Genomic DNA, 18,392 nt, shown 5'->3' on the forward strand with positions numbered 1-18,392 from the left:
GCGGCCGGGGGGGGGGGATCGTCTTTGCGGCCGCGCGAGGTGGGGCGCCGCATGCGCGTGCGGCGGCGCCCATGCAGAACGGTGCCGGGCTTCGTCCGCGGCTGCGGGTGATCCGGTCGACAGGGCTTTCGGGAGCGACCAGACTTTCGCCGATTCGACCTATCGGCTCCTTCCGATCCTGCGGAGTTCCTTCGTGACGCGGCGCCTCCTTCTCCTCCCGCGACGTCGCTTCGTCCGGCGGTTCGCCCGCTCGGCCTGGGGCGCGGCGCTGGCGTTCGGGCTGGCGCTGCTCGGGACCACGGCTCCGGCCGGCTCGAGGCCGGAACCGCCCGCGGCCTCCCTCACGCCCAATCCCGACTTCGAAGCCGACGGCGACGGCCGGCCGGACGGCTGGGCGAGTCTCCCGGAGGGCGGCTCCTGGTCGGTGGAGGACGGCAACCGCTTCCTGCGGCTGACCAGCTCGAAGCCGGGCGAGACGGTGATGTTCTATCAGGAACTGGCGGTTCCCGAGGGGGTGGAGGCGTTGAAGCTCTCCTGGCGGCAGCGGGTCACGGGGCTGGCGGTCGGCCGGCAGCCGTGGTTCGACGCCCGCATCATGATGGAGTTCCTGGACGCGTCGCGGGAGAAGGTGAGCCCCGGCCCGCCCGCGCCGTCTTCGCGGAAGGACACCGACGGCTGGGTCGAGCGGGAGGTCGAGTTTCTCGTGCCCGCCGGCGCCCGCACGTTGAAGTTCATGCCGTCGTTGTTGCAGGTGGAGGCCGGCACGTTCGATCTGGACGAGGTCGCCCTGCGGCCCGTCGACCCCGGTCCGATTCGGGAGGCGCTGGACCGGAAGACGGCCGCCCGCCACGCCCAGCTGCAGGCCGAGGCGGAGAAACGGCGGGCCAAAGCCGCCGTCCGCCTGGCGGAGCAGGGGACGCTCCTTTCCAACGGGGACTTCGAGACGCCCGACCCGAAGAACGGCGATCGGCCCGACGACTGGGGGCTGCCGAAGGCCGGCGGGAGTTGGTTCACGGAGGACGGCAACCGCTTCCTCCGGCTGACCGTGCCAAAGCCGGGGGCGATGGTGATGGTCTATCGCACCTTCGACATCCCCGCCGACGTGCGGGCGCTGGAGCTCTCCTGGCGGCAGCGGGTGACCGACTTGAAAACTGGCGAGGCGCCCTGGCACGACGCCCGCATCCTCATGGAATACCAAGGGATCGACGGCAAAAAACTCAGCGGCTCGCCTTCGCCGGCGTACACGCAGAAGGACACCGACGGCTGGGTCGAGAAGACGAAACGCTTCCTCGTGCCGGAGGAGGCGCTGACGCTGGTCCTGATGCCCTGCCTGTTCGAAGCGAAGGCGGGCACGTTCGATTTGGACGATCTGGTTCTCAAACCGACCGACCCGGAACCGCTGCGGATCGCCGCGGAGCGGCGGGAGGCCGAACGTCGGGCCCGCGACGTGCCGCCCGAGGAGCCGCAACGGGAGAACTGGCCGAGCGAACTCCGCGTGGTCGGCAATCGACTGCACGACGCGGCGGGCAACGAGGTCTGGCTGCAGGGCGTGAACGCCGGCGGGTTGGAAACGCTGCCCGCCGACCGGCAGGTCGTCAAATCCGTCGTCGTGGCGATCGACGAATGGAAATCGAACTGCGTCCGCGTGCCGATTAAGGAGTCGTTCTGGTACGGCGAGAGCGTCTATCAGAAGGACGGCGGCGAGGAGTACCGGGGGATCGTCGATCAGATCATCACCCTCGCCGCGAACCGCGGGGCGTACGTGGCGATCGACCTGCACCGCTTCCGGGCGCCCAAGCCGGAGCACGCCGCCTTCTGGAAGGACTTCGCGGAGGAATATCAGGACCACCCCGCCGTGCTGTTCGACGTCTTCAACGAACCGCACGGCCTGACCTGGGAGGTGTGGCGCGACGGCGGTTGGGTCGGACTGCCGGAGGGGGCTGACGAAGCGACGTTCCTCTCCGACGAGGAGAAGCGGGCCAACAACGCGTTCAAATCCGTCGGGATGCAGGGCCTCGTGGACGCGGTGCGGTCCACCGGGGCCAAGAACGTGATCATCGCCTCCGGGATGTTCTACGCGAACGACCTGACCGGCGTCGTGAAGGGCTACGCCCTCGACGACCCGGACGGGCACGGGATCATGTACGCCTGGCACACCTATAACTGGCACCCCGGCTGGGAGCGGATTCTGCCCGTCGCGGAGAAGTACCCGATCTTCGTCGGCGAGTGCGGCGCCGACGTGAAGAAGATGAGCTTCGTCCCCGCCGAGGACCAGGAGGATCCGTACACCTGGGTCCCCGACATGCTGGGGTTCATTCAGCAGCACCGCCTCAACTGGACCGGCTGGTGCCTGCACCCCAGGGCGAGCCCGGTGATGATCTCCGACTGGAGCTATACGCCCACGCCCTACTGGGGCGCGTTCGCCAAGCGGGCGCTCGCCGGGGAGCGGTTCGAGGCGAAGAAGCTCCGCTGAGGAAGAAGCTTCGCTGTGAGGGAGGAAGCCTCGCGGGCTCGCGGCCGATCGGGAAAACCGGGGGAATTCGTCGTCGCGTTTTCCCCCGGCGGAGCGCCCGGGGTATCATGAGGCGTTCTCACAAGCCGCCCGCCCTCCGCGTGAATGTCGTCAGCCGGTTCATCGCCCGAGGCCCCGGCTGACGAGCCGTCCGGGGGGGCGGAACCGCCCGCGGCGGTCGTCGGGGTGGGGGCGTCCGCAGGCGGATTGGAGGCGCTGAAGGCCTTCGTCTCGGGGCTGCCGGCCGAGAGTCCGCTGGCGTTCGTGGTCGTCCAGCACCTGCCCCCCGGGCATCGCAGCCGACTGGCGGAGTTGCTGGCGGGGCCCTCCGCGTTGCCGGTGAAGGACGTCGCGGACGGCGAGCGACTGCTCGCCGGGCAGGTGTACGTCGGGCCGCCGGGGACGTTGGTCACCGTCGGGACGGAGCGCCTGCACGTGCGGGACCGCGACCCGGAGCCGCCCGACGGCGGGCGGGCTCCGATCGACCGATTGCTGGAATCGATGGCGCAACGGTGGGGCGAGCGGTCCGCGGCGGTGGTGCTCAGCGGCCGCGGCAGCGACGGCTCCCAGGGCTTGCGCGTCGTGCGGGAGGCCGGCGGCTTCGCCGTGACGCAGACTCCCGGCACCGCCGCGGTCGAGGAAATGCCCCGCAACGCCCTGGCGACCGGGTTGATCGACGGGGACGCGGCCCCCAGCGAGATCGCCCCGCTGCTGCATGAGTGGTTCGACCGGCGGAAAGCCGTGGGCGGGGCCGCCGCGCCGCGTCGCGTCCCCCCGGAGCCGGACGCCGCCGTCCTGAAGGGGAACGCAGAGCCGGCCGGGACGGGATCTGAGGAGGACGACGGGGAGGTGCATGACGGGAACGCGCTCGACTGCCGCGAAGCGGACGAGTCCGAGGCGCGGGCCGCCCTGACCGGCATCCTCGCGCTCGTGCGTTCCCGCAGCGATCACGACTTCCGGCACTACAAATCATCGACTCTGATGCGGCGGGTCCGGCGGCGGATGAGCCTCCGCGGGGTCGAGTCGCTGGAGGAGTACCGTCTGCTGTTGGCGGACCGGCCGGAGGAATTGAACCAGCTCGTCGCCGACGTGCTGATCTGCGTCACCTCGTTCTTCCGGAACCCCGCGGCGTGGGCGGGCCTGGAGAAGGACGTGCTGCCGCGGCTGTGCCGCCGGGCGGCCGAGGAGGAGCGGAGCGTGCGGATCTGGTCGGCCGGGTGCGCCACCGGGGAGGAGGCCTACACCTTGGCGATGCTCGCCGCGGAGGCGGGCGACGGCTGCGGCGTGTCGGCGCAGGTGTTCGCCACGGACGTCAGCGAGACCGCGCTCGCCGCCGCCCGGGAGGGCGTCTATCCCCTGACGATCGAGGCCAGCGTCACGCCCGCCCGCTTGGGCCGCTTCTTCTTTCAGGAGGGGGACGTCTACCGCGTCAGCAAACTGCTGCGCCAGCAGGTCGTGTTCGCCCGGCACGACCTCACCGGCGACCCGCCGTTCTCCAGTCTCGACCTGATCGTCTGCCGGAACCTGCTGATCTACCTGGAGCCGGAGGCCCAGGACGCGATCCTGCGGCAACTGCATTTCGCCCTGCGGCCGGGCGGTTGCCTGTTCCTCGGCGCCAGCGAGAGCGCGACCCGGGGGGAGCGGCGGTTCGAAGTCGTCTCCAAAAAGCATCGCCTGTTCCGCCGCCCGAGCGCCCCCGACGCGGAGAGCGCCGGGGACGGCGGCGAGCCCGGCGGCTCCCCCGCCGTGAAGCCGCGGCCCTCGTTCTCGGCCGCCCGGCTGCGTCGGCCGCTCCGCCGACCGCGTCGGCGGGACGCCCCCGAAGCGGAGTTCCGGCGACTGGCGCTGGAGACCGGCGGGCGGGCCGCGGTGCTGGTCCGGCCGAACTTTCAGATCCTGTTCTCCGCCGGGCCGGTCGGCCGCTACCTCCAGGTCCCGCCGGGCGCCCCGACCGACTCGATTTTGGAGCAGGCCCGCCCGGGCCTGCGGAGCAAGCTGCGCGGGGCGATCCACGCCGCCAGCCGAGACGGCGTGGAGGTGGTGCACGGCGTCCGCGACCTCCGGGCCCCCGCTGAGGAGGGGCTCGTCGGCACAGGCGAAGACTCCGCCGTCGAAGGGGAGCGGACCGGCCGCGCCGGGGACCCGGTCATGGTCCGCATCCGCGCCGTGCCGGTGGAGGTGGAGGGGCACGACGAACGCCTGTTGATGGTTCACCTGACCGACGAACCCCTCGTCGAACCCGGCGGCGGGACCTCCGGGAACGGGAACGGGAACGGGAACGGGACGGCGACGGACGTCGCCCGCGTGCGCCAGCTCGAGGAGGAACTCGAGGAGCTGCGGCGGGAGCTTTCGGACACCATCGACCAGCTCGAAACCGCCAACGAGGATTTGGAGGGCGCCCACGAGGAGGCCCTCTCCATGAACGAGGAGCTCCAAAGCGGCAACGAGGAGTTGGAAGCCGGCCGGGAGGAGCTGCAAAGCCTCAACGAGGAGCTCACCACCCTCAACACGCAGCTGGAGACGAAGGTCGACGAGCTGGAGGGGCTGACGGACGATCTCCAGAACCTGCTGACGAGCACCCGGATCGCGGTGGTGTTCCTCGACAGCGGCCTGCGGGTGCGGCGGTTCACGGAGGAGGCCGGCGAACTGTTCCACCTCATCCGCACCGACGTCGGCCGCCCGATTGGCGACCTCGCCGACCGCTTCACCGAGGAGTTCGAGGTCCCCGGCGAAACCGAGGCCGCCGGCCCCGACGAAGGCGGCGACGGCGACGGCGACTCCGGCGAGGCGGTGCGGGAGGGCGACCTGGTGCGGACCGCCCGGGCGGTGCTCTCCAGCTTGAAGCCGGACCGCCGCGAGGTGCGGAGCGAGGACGGCCGCTGGTTCCTCCGCCGCATCCTGCCCTACCGCACCCGGGACAATCGCATCGAGGGCGTCGCCGTCACCTTCGTGGACGTCAGCGAGCTGAAGCGCACCCAGGCCGCCCTCGCCGAGCAGGAACGACTGGCCAGCCTGCGGGCCGACGAGATCGAATCGATCTACCAGCACGCCCCCGTCGGGCTGGCGGCGCTGAACCGGGACCTGCGCTACCTCCGCATCAACGACGCCCTGGCCCAGATCAACGGCGCCCCGGTCGCCGAGCATCTCGGCCGCACCCCGCGGGAGGTCGTGCCGGGGTTGGCCGAGGCGACCGAGCCGCTCATGCAGCACGTGTTGCGGACCGGGGAGCCGATCGTCGACCGGGTGATCCACGGGCAGACGCGGGCCGAACCCGGGCGGGAGCGGGTCTGGGAGGCGTCCTACTACCCGCTGCCCGGCCCGGACGGCCCCGACGGGGAGCCGGGCGGGATCAGCGTGGTGGTGCGGGAGGTCACGGAGTTGCAGGCCCTCGCCGAGGAACTCCGCCGCAGCGAGGAGCGGTTGCGCCGCACCATCGACGGGGCGACGGTGGGCATCGCGGTCGTCGGCGGGGACGGAGAGATTCGCCGCGTCAACGACGAACTGCTGCGGACGCTCGGTCTGGACCGCGACGCGGATCCCCGCCGGCTGGCGGAGCTGCTCCCCGAGTGGGCCGGCCGCGACGGGGACGCCAAAAAAGCGTTGACCGAGGGGCGGGCCGTGCCGCCGGCGGAGTTGCGGCTCCCGCGGGCCGACGGTTCCCGACTGCCGGCGCTCGTCAGCGCCGCCTCGCTGGGCGACGACGGGAACGGCGCCGACCACGCCCTGTTCATCGTCGACCTGACCGAACTGCGCGCCGCCGAGGCCCGCGTCCGCCGGGCCGCGGAGGTCCGCCGGCTGGCCCTGCACGCCGCGGACCTCGGCACCTGGCAGATCGACGGCCAAAGCGGCGTCATCAGTTGGGACGAGCGCTCCGCCGAGGTGAACGAACTGCCCGGCCGCTCCGGCGACCTCGACGCCGTCGTGGACGCCTGCGTGCACCCCGAGGATCGCGCCCGGGTTCGGGCGGAGATTGCCGAGGCCTTCGCCTCCGGCGCCGAGCAGTGGCCGCGCATGACCTTCCGGCTGCAGATGACCGACGGCCGCGTGAAGTACGTCACCTTCCAGGGCTGTCTGGACGGCCCCCGCGAGGAGAGCCGCGTCGTCGGCGTGGTGCAGGACGTGACGGCCTCCGAGGAGGCCGCCCGGGAACTCGCCCGGAGCGAACAACGGCTCCGCCTCGCTCTGGACGCCGGCCAGCTGGGCACCTGGGAGATCGACCTCGAAACCATGGAGGCCAGCTGGGACGACCGCACCACGGAGATCAACGGGTTGCCGCACGACCGCGACGGCCTGCACCGCGCGATCGACCAGTGCGTCCACCCCGACGACCGGGCGGCGTTGAAGGCGGAAATGGAGGCGGCGATCGCCTCCGGCGCCGAGCGGTGGGAGCCGATGGCGTATCGCATCCGCCCCGCCGACGGCGGCCCGGACCGCTACGTCGTGCTGCACGGCCGTCGGGACGCGGCGGCGAACCGGATCGTCGGCGTCATCCAGGACGTGACGGCCTCCGAGGAGTCCGTCCGGGCCGTCGCCGAAAGCGAGAACCGCCTGCGGCTCGCCGTCACCGCGGCCCGGATGGGCGCCTGGGAGTACCGCCCGCCGGCGCCCGAGGCGGACGCCCCTTCCGCCGAGGCGCCGCCGGACGGCGCCCCCGCCGTCGTCTGGGAGCGGTTCGTCACCGGCCCGCCCGGGAAGATGAACTGGTCCGAGGAGGCGCTGCGGATCCTCGGGCTCGATCCCGCCGAGGGGCCGGGACCGGACGCGGCGGAGTTCCTCGCCATGGTCCCGCCGGCCGATTACCCGTTGCTGGAGGCCGCCGTCGCCGCCGCGGTCGATCCCGACGGGGACGGCCGCATCGACGTGGAGCACCGCGTGGTCCGCCCGGACGGCGAGACCCGCTGGATCGCCGTCAACGGGGAGGTGACGTTCGAGGGGCAGGGGACGCACCGCCGTCCGGTGCGGCACGTCGGCACGATCCGTGACGTGACCGACCTGAAGCGGGCGGAGCGGGAACTGCGGTCCCTCACCGAGGACCTCGAACGCCGCGTCGCCGAACGCACCGACCAACTTCGCCGCCTCGCCGCGAAGCTGACCGCCGCCGAGCAGGAGGAGCGCCGCCGCATCGCCTACACCCTCCACGACCACTTCCAGCAATTGCTGGTGGGGATCAAAATGTGGGCGGAGTTGGCGCGGGAGGGCGGGGCGGACGGCGAGGAGGCGTTGGAACGACTGGCCCCGCTGGTGGACGAGGCGATCGACGCGTCCCGCACGCTGGCGGTCGATCTCTGTCCGCCGGTGCTCTACGACCGCGGCCTCGCCGAAGCCCTGCAGTGGCTCGGCCGCACCTTCGGGGACCAGCACCGCTTCGCCGTCGCCGTCTCCGTGCCGGAGGAGAGCGACCGGGCGGAGCGGGACCGGGTCGCCGAGATGCCCCGCCAGGTGGAGGCGTTCCTGTTCCAAAGCGCCCGCGAACTGTTGCTCAACGCGCTGAAGCACTCCGGCGGGCAGTCGGCGGCCGTCGCTCTCGCCCGGCCCGGGGGCGGGCTGACGCTGACCGTCCGCGATCGGGGCCGCGGCTGCGAGCCGGAGGAACTGCTGGAGGGCGGGCCGGCGCCGCAGGCCGTCGGCGGGTTCGGGCTCGCCAGCATTCGGGAGCGGGTCGAACTGCTGGGCGGCACGATGACGGTGCGCTCCGCCCCCGGCGACGGCATGGCCGTCACGATCGCCCTGCCGGCCGAGGAACTGGAACGACTGGACCGCGACCGGGCCGACGACGGCGTGGACGCCGCCCGCATCGCCGCCGATCTCCCCCGCGACCCCGCCGCCGTGGCCCGGGAGGCCGCCCCGCCGTCGGACGCCGTCCGGGCGCTGCTGGTCGACGATCATCGCGTCGTCCGCAGCGGGTTGGCGTCGCTGCTCGCCCTGCGGGGCGGCGTGGAGATCGTCGGGGAGGCCAGCGACGGGCTGGAGGCGGTCGAACGGGCGAAGGAACTGCGGCCGGACGTGGTCGTGATGGACGTCTCCCTGCCGAAGCTCGGCGGGGTCGAGGCGACCGCCCGCATCGTCCGCGAGGTCCCCGGCGTGCGAGTGGTCGGGCTGTCCATGCATTCCGAGGCCGCCGTCGGCGAGGCGATGCGGGCCGCCGGCGCCGAGCGCTTCCTCAACAAGACCGGCCCGTCCGACCTGCTGATCGCCGCCGTCCGCGGCGAACCCGTCGACTCCTTCGCCGCCCCCGCTGACAACGCCCCCGCTGACGACGGTGCCCCCGCCCCCGACCGGGACGCCCCCGCCGCGTCCTGAGCGCCAAGCGCGCCCTGATGGCCAAGAACGACCGCCGATTCGCCGAACGCCTGCCAAGTTGTGGCGTCGCAGGAACGGATCGGCCGCTCCCTCGCCGCCGCCGCGGAGAGTCCGGAGGTCCCCGCGAAGCACAGAGCCGCTTCGTCAGGCGGCTCGCTCCGGGGCGGTGGAGGGTCCTCTCGTCAGGCGGAGGAAGTAGAAGGCGAGGACGGCCGCGCAGGTCGCGCTGCCCAGCGTGAGCCCCGCCGCGGCCCCGACGACGCCCAGCGGGCCGGAGAGCAGCATGGCGCCGCCCGCCGTGACGAACAGGCCGGCGAGCATGGCCCGAAAGCTGAGGTCCGGCCGGTCGATCGCGGTGAGCCCGGCCTCGAAGGCGACCGAGAACGACCACGCGATCGGCGCCAGCCCCATCACGACAATCGCCGTCCCCGCGGCGGCGAACTCGTCCCCGTACATCGCGCGGAGCAGCGGGCCGGCGCCGGCCAACAGTCCGAGCCAGAAGAGTCCGGCGACGGTCGTCAGCAGGACCGCCGCCCGCAGGGCCACGCCCCGGACCGCCTTCGCCCCGCCGGTCCGTCGCGCGGTCGCCGTTTGCGGCACCAACAGGCTGCCCATCGCCAGAATCAGCGGGTTGAGCAACAGCACGACGTTCTGGGCGCCGGCGTACAGCCCGGTGGCGGCGACGCCCGCGGTCGCCGCGAGGATCCACTGCGGGGCGTTGCCCTGCGTCGTTCCGCACACCTGCCCGGCGAGAATCCAGCGGCCGAACCGCCAGTTGCGGCGCCAGTCCGCGGACACGCGCGTCCACCGCGGTACGAACTGCGACCGCCGCAGCGCCAGCCAGGTTCCCCCCGCCAACGCCGTGGCGGCGCCCAAAACCGCCAATGCGGTGATCGCGGTGAGGGCGTCGGTCAGCGCCAGCGCCGCCAACCCGGCGAGTTGCAGCGCCGCGAGGCCGGCGTCCACTGTCAGGGCCTGCCGCAGTCGCAGGTGGGCGAAGCTCATCCGCCGGGCGAACTCCCACAGCAGCGACAGCGGCGCCGCCCCCGCCAGAACCGCCAGCACGAGCCCCGCCCCCGTGGCCCCCGCCGCGACGCAAACGCCTGCCGCGATCAGGAGCGATGCGGCCAAGCCGGCGCCGAGGAGGACGTGGAAGGCCAACGCGCTGCCGGCGTACCGCCGGTCGCCCCGGCCCGTCCGCAGCACCGTGTAGGGTTTCGTGACGGTCGCGTCCTGCACGCAGCCGACGAGGATTAGCCCGGCCGCCGCCAGGGCATACACGCCCAGTTCCTCTGCCCCGGCAAAGCGGCCGACGGTGACGGTGGTGACGAACCGAGTGCCGGAGACGACCGCCTGATCCGCGATCGCCAACGCCGGATCGGACCGCAAGCGCCCGACCAGCGACCGCACGCCGCGCCACGGACCGGCGTCGGCGCCCGCAGCGGCGGCCGTCGCCGGCGCGGCGGACGCCCCGGGCGCCGGTCGTTCGGGCGCCGGTCGTTCGGGCGCCGGTCGTTCGGGCGCCGAGGCCGTCACAGCACGATCTTTCGCACGTGGAAGCCTTCCGCGAAGCCGCTCCCGGCGTTCGACTCGATTCCGCGGAGCCGCAGCGTCGCCTCGAACGTCTCCGGCGTGAACCACCGCCGGGTCCGCTGCGAGACGAAGGTCTCCGTCAGCAACCCGACCTTCCGCTCCGCGGTCGCGGCGTCCAGGGGGACGAACAGGTTCGGCCGGCCGAGGTCTCCCTCGTACTTCGGGATCTCGTATTCCAGCGTTAGGTGGTTCCGAAAGTGCTGCCACGTCAGGTCGGCGAGCGCCCGGTGGTCCTGGTGGGCGTCGTCGCGGCGGTGGGTGAAGATCAGATCCGGATCGGTCGCCGCGGCCAGCGTGCGGAAGCGGTCCTTGAGCGACGGGTCGAAGGGGAAATAGCCGTCGCGGAACCCTTCCACGTGCACCGTCGGCTCGGGAGCCCCGGCGCAGAATCGCTCGGCGCCGCGGAGGGCCTCCGCCCGTCGGACCTCGTCGTCGGCCCCGCTGAAGACGATCCAGGTGATCCGCAGCCCCGGGTTCGCCGCGACGAGCCGCAACAGCGTGCCGCCGCAGCCGATCTCAATGTCGTCCGAATGGGCGCCGAGGCACAGGACCTCGCGGAGGCCGGTGAGGGACGGGTGAAACATACGATCGCGGCGGGGGACGAACGGCGGCCGGGGCGGGACGCCGGGGGCGGGGGGGCGACGCTCAGGCGGCGGCCGGGAAGAGGCTGGGCTTGGCGTCGGCCGCCGCGGCGCCGTGCCGCCACAGCTCCCACGGGGCGTGGCCGCCGGCGTACAGGTCGTCGAGCATCTGCTTCTCCTTGAAGGTGTCCATGCACCCGAAGAAGCCCTCGTGCTTCATCGCCGACACCTTCCCGGCTTTCGCCAGCCGGTCGATCGGCTCGGCGACCAGGTCCTCGCCCGGCCCCAGCACGTCGAACACTTCGCGGTTCAGCACAAAAAAGCCGGCGTTGATCCAGGTCTCCGTTTCGGTCACGGCTTTCAATTCCCGCACGCGACCGTCCGGGGTCATGTCGACCGTGTGGAACGTCTGCGACGGCTTGACCGTCATGAACGTGGCGGCGGCCCGCTGGCGCTGGTGGAAGTCGATCAGCGTGGGCAGGTCCACGTCCGACAGGCCGTCGGCGTAGTTCGCCAGGAAGGTCTCCTCGCCCTCCAGATGCGAGCGCACGGCCCGCAGGCGCTCGCCGATCGAGGAGGTCGTGCCGGTGTCGACGAAGGTGATGTTCCAGTCGTGCAGGTCCCGGGCGGCGAGTTGCACCCGCCGGCTGTGCCGCCGACCCGTCTCCGGGGTCCCGCCCTCGCCGGAGCCGTCGCCGCCGCGGCGGTCGCCCAGGCCGCGGCGCTCCGGGCCGAACGACAGCGTGAAGTCGTTGGAGACGCACTCGTCGTACTCCAGGAAGTACCGCTTGAACGCCCGCGCCCGCCAACCCAGGCAGAGGATGAAGTCCGTGTGCCCGAAGTGGGCGTAGTACTTCATGATGTGCCACAGAATCGGCCGGTCGCCGATCTCCACCAACGGCTTGGGGATCGACTCCGAATACTCCCGCAATCGCATCCCGAACCCGCCGCAGAATAAAACGACTTTCATAGCGTTGGCAGTTCTTGTGAGAGGGGGCGGCGGAGAGCGGCGGGGCGGGCGGCGGTCAGAACACGTCGAGTTCGGGGATCGGCACGACCAGCTGCGCCCCCCACTCCCGAACGTACTCCAGTTGGGCGCTGATCTCCGGCCGCAGGTTCCACGGCAGGATCAGAACGTAATCCGGCTTCGTCTCCGCGATGCGCTCGGTCGGGTGAACCGGGATGTGCGTGCCGGGCAGGAACCTGCCGTGTTTATACGGGTTCCGGTCCACGACGTAGTCGAGGAAATCCTGGCGAATCCCGCAGTAGTTCAGCAGCGTGTTGCCCTTGCCGGGGGCGCCGTAGCCGACGACCGATTTGCCGTTCCGCTTGGCCGTGATCAGGAAGTCCAGCAGGTCGCGCTTCACCCGCTCCACGCGGCGGCCGTAGTCCTCGTAGGTGCTCATTTCGGTCAGGCCGGCGGCCCGCTCCCGCTCGCACAGGGCCTCGACGGCGTCCGTCACCGGCAGCGGTTCGCCCTGGTAGTCCGCGTCCTCGTGCCGGGCGTAGACCCGCAGCGAGCCGCCGTGGGTGGGGATCTCGTCCACGTCGTACAGCGTCATGCCGTGGGCGGCGAACACCTCCCGCAGGGTGAGCAGGGAGAAGTAGCAGTAATGCTCTTGGTAAATCTGGTCGAACTGCGTTTGCTCGAACATGTTGAGCCAGTGGGCGACCTCCACCGTGATCGTCCCGCCGGGCTTCAAAACCCGCTTCATCCCGCCGATGAAGTCGTTCAGGTCCGGCACGTGGGCGGCGCAGTTGTTGGCGATCAGCAGGTCGGCGGCGACGCCTTCGGCGGCCAGCTTCTCGGCCACCTCCACGCCGAAATACTCGACCCGGCTGGGCACGCCGATCTTCTCCGCCGCCGCGGCGCAGTTCGCCGCCGGTTCCACGCCGAGGCAGGGGACGCCCTTTTCCACGAAGTTCTTCAGCAGGTAGCCGTCGTTGCTGGCCAGTTCCAGCACGAAGCTGTCGCTCGTCAGGTTCAGCCGCTCGGTCATGCGGTCGGCGTACTCCTCGGCGAACTTCAGCCAGGAATCGCTGAAGGAACTGAAGTAGGCGTACTCCCCGCCGAAGATCTCCCGCCCGCTGACGAACTCCTCGACCTGGACCAGCAGGCACTTCTGGCAGACCCACGCCGAGAGCGGATAGAACGGCTCCATGCGATTGAGTTCCTCCCGGGTGAGGAAGTTCTCGCACAGCGGCGACATGCCGAGGTCCACCACCAACTGCCGCACCGGGACCGCGCAGAACCGACAGGGGCGATCGACGGAGACCGACGCGTCGGCGGCCGGCGACGTCGCCGCCTGGGACGGCGCGGCCTGGGACGAAGAGGCGGGGGCCGGGGCGGTCATTGTGGGCATGAAATCGCGGGGAGGGCGGGACGCGGGCGGCCGTCGGCCGTGGGAGATTCGGTCAGGAGGTCGTGCGACCGCAGGACGGCGGCGGCCCGGGCGACCGCGGGGAAGGGCAGCCCGGAGCGCTCGGCGACGTCCAGCAGCGCGTGCCGGCCGTCGCCGAGGTTCAGCGCCCACTGCACGGCCCGCTGGGCCGCGGCGGAGTCGGGCTCGGTCCCGAACGCGGCGTACAACCCGAGGGGGCCGAGCCGCGGTTCCCCGTACGGCTTGAGATTAACGTAGGTCCGATTTCCCTCGAGTACGTCGCAAATCGCGGCGCAGACCTCAACGGTCCCCCCCAAACCCGCCGCCGAGAGCCGCGACAGGTCGTCCGCGGAGGTGTGGTATTGCGAGTACTCCCCGTTCGGCGTGCGGGTCAGGCCGGCGACCGGCAGATCGAACCCCGGCGAGCAGAACTGCCGCTGGTCGTAGCCGAAGGGGACGAAGTCCCGCAGCTCGTACGGTTCGTCTCGGTGCTTCAACACGTGGGCCGCGGCCCGGTCGATCTGTGCGTCCCCCCGTCGGGAGCGCCGCAGGGTGAACGGGCCGTCGTCCCCGCAGCAGGCCAGCGTGAGGCCGGCGAAAACGCGGTCTGAGCAGTCCCGGTTCGCCGCCAGCCAGGCGATCGCCCCGACCGTCGCCGGGGCGAAGAGCAGGCGATACCCGAATCGCCGCCCGGGCCGGGCCGCGAGGGCGCCGGCCAACTCCGCGGCGACGGCCATCCCGCTGACGCCGTCGTGGGCCAGCGCCGGGTGGCAGGTGTGCGTGGAGATCAACACCTCGGCGGGCTCGCCGGTCGCCGGGCCGGGGGCGTCCGGCGGGAGGAACCATTCGGCGAGGGTCAACGCGCCGGGGGCGACGGTCGCGTCGATCCGCACCTCGTACTCCCGCTCCCCGCGGGCGGCGAGGGCGTCGTACTGCTCCTGAGAGACGCAGAACCCCCACGTCGCCCCCGGTTCGCAGGTGCGAAACGGCACGTCGGCCGGGCGGTCCGGGGCTGTGTGGAGATGCTCCTTCAATTCCGACCACGGCACGCGCCGGTCGATCGGGGCGGAACCGCTGAGGACGTGCAGGTTGCAGCGTCGGAAGTCGACCAGCCGGCCGGCGGCGGGGTCGGTCGGATCCGCGATCCAGGCGTCGCGGAGGTTCCACTCCGCGGGGGCTTCCCAATCGAGAATCGGCGTGCCGGTGGGGACCTCGTGCACGGCCCACTCGCCGGCGCCCGTCGGCAGGCGGTCCGCCAGCCGGGCGAGCGACCGCCGCACGCCGGCGCCGGTCTTCGCCCGATAGATGCCGAACAACTCTTCCGCCAGGCGCAGCGCCCGGGCGCCCGCGTCCGGGGCGGGGCGGAAGGTCGGCGGCTCGGGGGCGGGAGCCCTCAGTTGTACTTGCGGTAAACGACCTGCGAGGGCCGGCCAACGAGGTACTCCTCCGCCCCGTCCTCCAGCGCCCGGGCGTAAATCTCCATCGCGCCGTCGAAGGCGGCGACGGTCTCCTCCACGTCCCGTTCGGTGTGCGAATAGCTGATGACCAGCGACGGCCCGAACACGCCCCGCTTCACCAGTTCCTGAATGAACAGGCTGCGGTAGGCCTGATCCTGCTGGCCGTCGGGGCCGCAGTTGCCGAAGATGAGGTTGCACCCCGGGCCGAACAGCGGGACGAACTCGCTCAGCCCCCGCTCCTTCGCCGCGGCTTCGATGCCGGCCCGCAGCAGGTCGCCGCGGGCGGCCATCGTCTCGCAGACCGGTTCGTCCTGATAAATCTTCGCCACGGCCATGAAGGCGGCCAGGGCGTGCGTCTCGGCGCCGTGGGTCGTGGAAAGCAGGAACACCCGCTCCGAGTCGTGCCGCAGCCCGCCGAGTTCCATCAACTCCCGCTTGCCGGCCAACGCCGAAACGGCGAAGCCGTTGCCCATCGCCTTGCCGAACGTGGAGAGGTCCGGCTCGACCCCGTACAGCGTCTGCCCGCCGCCGTTGTGGTAGCGGAAGCCGGCGATCATTTCATCGAGAATATAAACCGCCCCCCGCTGCTCGCAGAGGGCTTTGGCCTTATGCAGGAAGCCGTCCTCCGGGGCGTCGTATTTGGCCGGTTCGAGGATCACCGCGGCGATCTCGCCGGGATGGGCGTCGAACAGCGCCCGCAGGCTGTCCAGGTCGTTGTAGCGGAAGGTGAGCGAGAGTTCTTTGACGCTCTGCGGGATGCCGGCGTCGATCGGCGTGGTGCCGATGAACCAGTCGTCCACGGAGAAGAACGGGTGATCCCCGCACAACGCCACGCGGTCCCGGCCGGTCGCCGCTCGGGCCAGCTTGACCGCAGCGGTGGTGGCGTCGGAGCCGTTCTTGCAGAACTTGACCATCTCCGCCGCCGGGACGAGGTCTAGGAAGGCTTCGGCGGCCTCGACCTCGATCACGTGCGGCCGGGTAAAGTTCGTGCCCAGCGGGAGGGCCGCCCGCACGGCGTCCAGCACCGGCTCGTAGGCGTGCCCCAGCCCGACGGCCCGGCAGCCCATGCCGTATTCAATATAGCGGTTGCCGTCCGCGTCCCAGACGTGGCAGCCCTTGCCGCGGACGAAGAACGGCGGGGCGTTCTCCGGGAATTGATCGTCCCCCTTGGCGTAGGTGTGGCACCCGCCGGGGATCAGGTCGTGGGCCCGCCGCTGGAGCGCCCGGGTCGCGGGCGAGACGGGCGCGGCGAGAAGCGGGGGCGGGGCGATCACGGGGGAGGGGGCGGGCTGGCGGAACGAACTCGCGAGCGCGGCGGGCGAGACTTTACCGTACCTGCTGAACCGGGAGGTTAGGGCAATCCGGCGGTCCGGGCGGACGTTTCGCCGATTCGCGGACGGCCCTGGCGGAGAGGCGGGTCGGACCGGCTGCGGCGTGCGAATTCACGGTGAAAACCCCCGGGCGACGTCCCGCCGGGGCCGCATCGCCGCTTCGTACGCCGCGATCTGCTCTTCGCCGATGCGGCGGGCGGCGGCGGGATCGTCGCGGTACTGCTTGTACCAGTGCGCCGTCTGCCGCAGGGCTTCCCGCACGTCCCAGACCGGCTTCCAGCCCAGCACGCTCATCGCTTTATCGATCGCCAAATGCAGCAGGCCGGCTTCGCGGGGGTGGTCGCCGCCGCTCTCGTCGGTCCATTCCCCGGCGCCCCATTCCTCGAACAGGATCTCGACCACCTCCCGCACCGACAGGGCGTGCCCGGGGAGCGGGCCGATGTTGAACCCGCCCAGCAGCGGTTTCACATCGTCCTCGTCGGCGATCAGCAGCCCGGCGGCGAGCGTCAGGTAGCCGTCCAGCGCCTGCAGGACGTGCTGCCACGGCCGATAGGCGCCCGGGCTCCGCAGCGGCACGGAATCCCCGGCGTTCAGGGCGGCGATCACGTCCACCACCAGCGCGTCGCGGGTCCAGTCGCCCCCGCCGATCACGTTGCCGGCCCGGACGCTCGCCAGCCGCACGCCGTGTTCCACCAGCCGGTGCGAGGGGAAGAAGGAATGCCGGTAGGAGCGAATCGCCAGCTCCGCCGCCCCCTTGCTGCCGCCGTAGGGGTCGTGGTCGCCCATAGGGTCGGTTTCGCGGTAGCCCCAGACCTGCTCCACGTTTTCGTAGCATTTATCGCTGGTCACGCAGACGATCGACACCGGTTTCGCCCCCCGGGCGGATCGCCGTCGGACGACCTCCAGCACGGCGGCGGTGCCCATCACGTTGACGTCGAACGTCTCGAACGGCTCCTCGTAGCCGGTCCGCACGACGGTCTGGGCGGCGAGGTGCAGGATGAGGTCCGGGTTCGCCTCTTCGATCGCCGCGGCCAGCCGGTCGCGGTCCCGGACGTCGGCCCGGTGGTCGTTGACCAGTCGCTCCGCGGTTCCGGAGACGATCAGGTGGGCCGGGTCGGTCGGCGGGTCGAGGGCGTAGCCGGTGACCTGCGCCCCGAGCCGCTCCAGCCAGAGGCAGAGCCAACTCCCCTTGAACCCGGTGTGCCCGGTCACGAACACGGACCGCCCGGCGAAGGCGCCGCCGAACGGAGCGGCGGACGATTCAGACATGGGGGCGGATCGGCGATCGGGGCGACGGGCGGGAGGTCTGCCGGAAAGATGTCTCACGCAATGCGGTCTCGCCAGCCAGTTCTGCGTCCCCCCCGGCGCCGCGGTCGCCGGCCCCGCTGCCGCATTTCGCCGCGTTCTGCGCGGCGGCGTTTTGGAACCGGCGAAGAACAAAAGTGGGATGCGGGCTGCGGCGTGCAGTACGCTTCCGGGCCGCCTCCAGCTCAATACATCGCATGATCCGAACGGCCCTCCGACGCGTTGTCGGACGATCCCCCGCCCAGACTGCCCGCTGGGTCCGGTTCCATCTCTACGAACTCTATCGGGAGCGGCGGCTGGGCGTTCGCACGGCGGCGTTCGCCCCGGGGGGAGACGCGATCAGCGACGAAAACGAACGTTACGAGCCGACGTGCTACCGCTGCGTCGAGGAGGCGCTGGACGACCTGGAGATTGACCCCGGGCGGGACGTCTTCGTCGACTACGGGTGCGGGAAGGGGCGGGCGGTGGCGGTGGCGGCGACCCGCCCCTTCCGCAAAGCGATCGGCGTAGAACTGTCCGAGCCCCTCGCCGCGGACGCCCGAGAGAATCTGCGGCGGTCGGCGGGAACGCACCGGTGCGGGGGCTGGGAGATCGTCGTCGCCGACGCCGCCGCTTACGCCGTCCCGGCCGACGTTACGGTCATCTTTCTCTTCAATTCGTTCCACGGTTCGGTGCTGCGGGCGGCGTTGGAGCAGGTCCGACGGTCCTGGGAGAGCCGCCCCCGACCGCTGGCGATCCTCTATAAGATTCCCGCCGGTCAGGCCGACCTCCTCGCGGAGATCGACTGGCTGACGCGGCGGCGGGAGACCGCGCTGCCGAACTGCCGCTGGGAGGGGATGCGGCTGCTGATTTACGAACCCGCCGACCTCGGCGAACCCGACCGCTCAGCCGAGGCGGGCGTCCCCGACGAGGATCGCGGGTGAGCGTCGTCG

At 71.6% G+C, this 18,392-nt stretch carries 10 protein-coding genes; 3 read left to right on the plus strand and 7 right to left on the minus strand.

Features of this window, described 5'->3' with window-relative positions; translation table 11 throughout:
• Positions 1 to 193: 193 nt before the first annotated feature.
• Together ACG2DA_RS09255 and ACG2DA_RS09260 are read left to right on the plus strand one after the other, a co-directional pair.
• Positions 194 to 2,473 carry a glycoside hydrolase family 5 protein gene (locus ACG2DA_RS09255; protein ID WP_395255296.1) on the plus strand — a complete coding sequence of 760 codons (2,280 nt, stop codon included), beginning with the start codon at positions 194 to 196 and terminating at the stop codon, positions 2,471 to 2,473.
• 225 nt (positions 2,474 to 2,698) lie between these two features.
• The gene (locus ACG2DA_RS09260; protein WP_395255297.1) at positions 2,699 to 8,812 is read left to right on the plus strand and encodes a CheR family methyltransferase; all 6,114 of its coding nucleotides are present in this window, start codon (positions 2,699 to 2,701) and stop codon (positions 8,810 to 8,812) included.
• Positions 8,813 to 8,956: 144 nt separating this feature from the next.
• Here ACG2DA_RS09260 and ACG2DA_RS09265 read toward each other — a convergent pair whose 3' ends face one another.
• The 7 genes from ACG2DA_RS09265 to rfbG form a co-directional block, all read right to left on the minus strand.
• Positions 8,957 to 10,222 (minus strand): lipopolysaccharide biosynthesis protein, encoded by a 1,266-nt coding sequence (locus ACG2DA_RS09265; protein ID WP_395255298.1) that lies wholly within the window; start codon positions 10,220 to 10,222, stop codon positions 8,957 to 8,959.
• 122 nt (positions 10,223 to 10,344) lie between these two features.
• A complete protein-coding gene (locus ACG2DA_RS09270) occupies positions 10,345 to 10,989 on the minus strand; it encodes a PIG-L deacetylase family protein (protein ID WP_395255299.1) in 645 nt (214 codons plus the stop codon).
• Between the two features lie 61 nt (positions 10,990 to 11,050).
• Positions 11,051 to 11,956: a sugar phosphate nucleotidyltransferase gene (locus ACG2DA_RS09275; RefSeq protein WP_395255301.1), complete on the minus strand. Its 906-nt coding sequence runs from the start codon at positions 11,954 to 11,956 to the stop codon at positions 11,051 to 11,053.
• 55 nt (positions 11,957 to 12,011) lie between these two features.
• The gene (locus tag ACG2DA_RS09280; RefSeq protein WP_395255303.1) at positions 12,012 to 13,340 is read right to left on the minus strand and encodes a class I SAM-dependent methyltransferase; all 1,329 of its coding nucleotides are present in this window, start codon (positions 13,338 to 13,340) and stop codon (positions 12,012 to 12,014) included.
• A complete protein-coding gene (locus ACG2DA_RS09285; RefSeq protein WP_395255319.1) occupies positions 13,337 to 14,701 on the minus strand; it encodes a DUF4910 domain-containing protein in 1,365 nt (454 codons plus the stop codon). Before ACG2DA_RS09285 ends, ACG2DA_RS09280 begins: the two co-directional genes overlap by 4 nt.
• A gap of 59 nt (positions 14,702 to 14,760) precedes the next feature.
• Positions 14,761 to 16,098 (minus strand): glutamate-1-semialdehyde 2,1-aminomutase, encoded by a 1,338-nt coding sequence (locus tag ACG2DA_RS09290; protein ID WP_395255304.1) that lies wholly within the window; start codon positions 16,096 to 16,098, stop codon positions 14,761 to 14,763.
• A 168-nt stretch (positions 16,099 to 16,266) separates the two neighbouring features.
• Positions 16,267 to 17,424, minus strand: a complete 1,158-nt coding sequence (gene rfbG / locus ACG2DA_RS09295) for a CDP-glucose 4,6-dehydratase (RefSeq protein WP_395255305.1) — start codon at positions 17,422 to 17,424, stop codon at positions 16,267 to 16,269.
• Between the two features lie 233 nt (positions 17,425 to 17,657).
• Here rfbG and ACG2DA_RS09300 point away from each other — a divergent pair, with 233 nt between their 5' ends.
• On the plus strand, positions 17,658 to 18,383 hold the full coding sequence (locus tag ACG2DA_RS09300; protein ID WP_395255306.1) for a methyltransferase domain-containing protein: 726 nt from the start codon (positions 17,658 to 17,660) through the stop codon (positions 18,381 to 18,383).
• The last annotated feature ends 9 nt before the right edge of the window (positions 18,384 to 18,392 follow it).

Origin of the sequence: Alienimonas sp. DA493 (genome assembly GCF_043951915.1) — a bacterium.
In the GTDB taxonomy this organism is placed as follows: Bacteria; Planctomycetota; Planctomycetia; order Planctomycetales; family Planctomycetaceae; genus Alienimonas.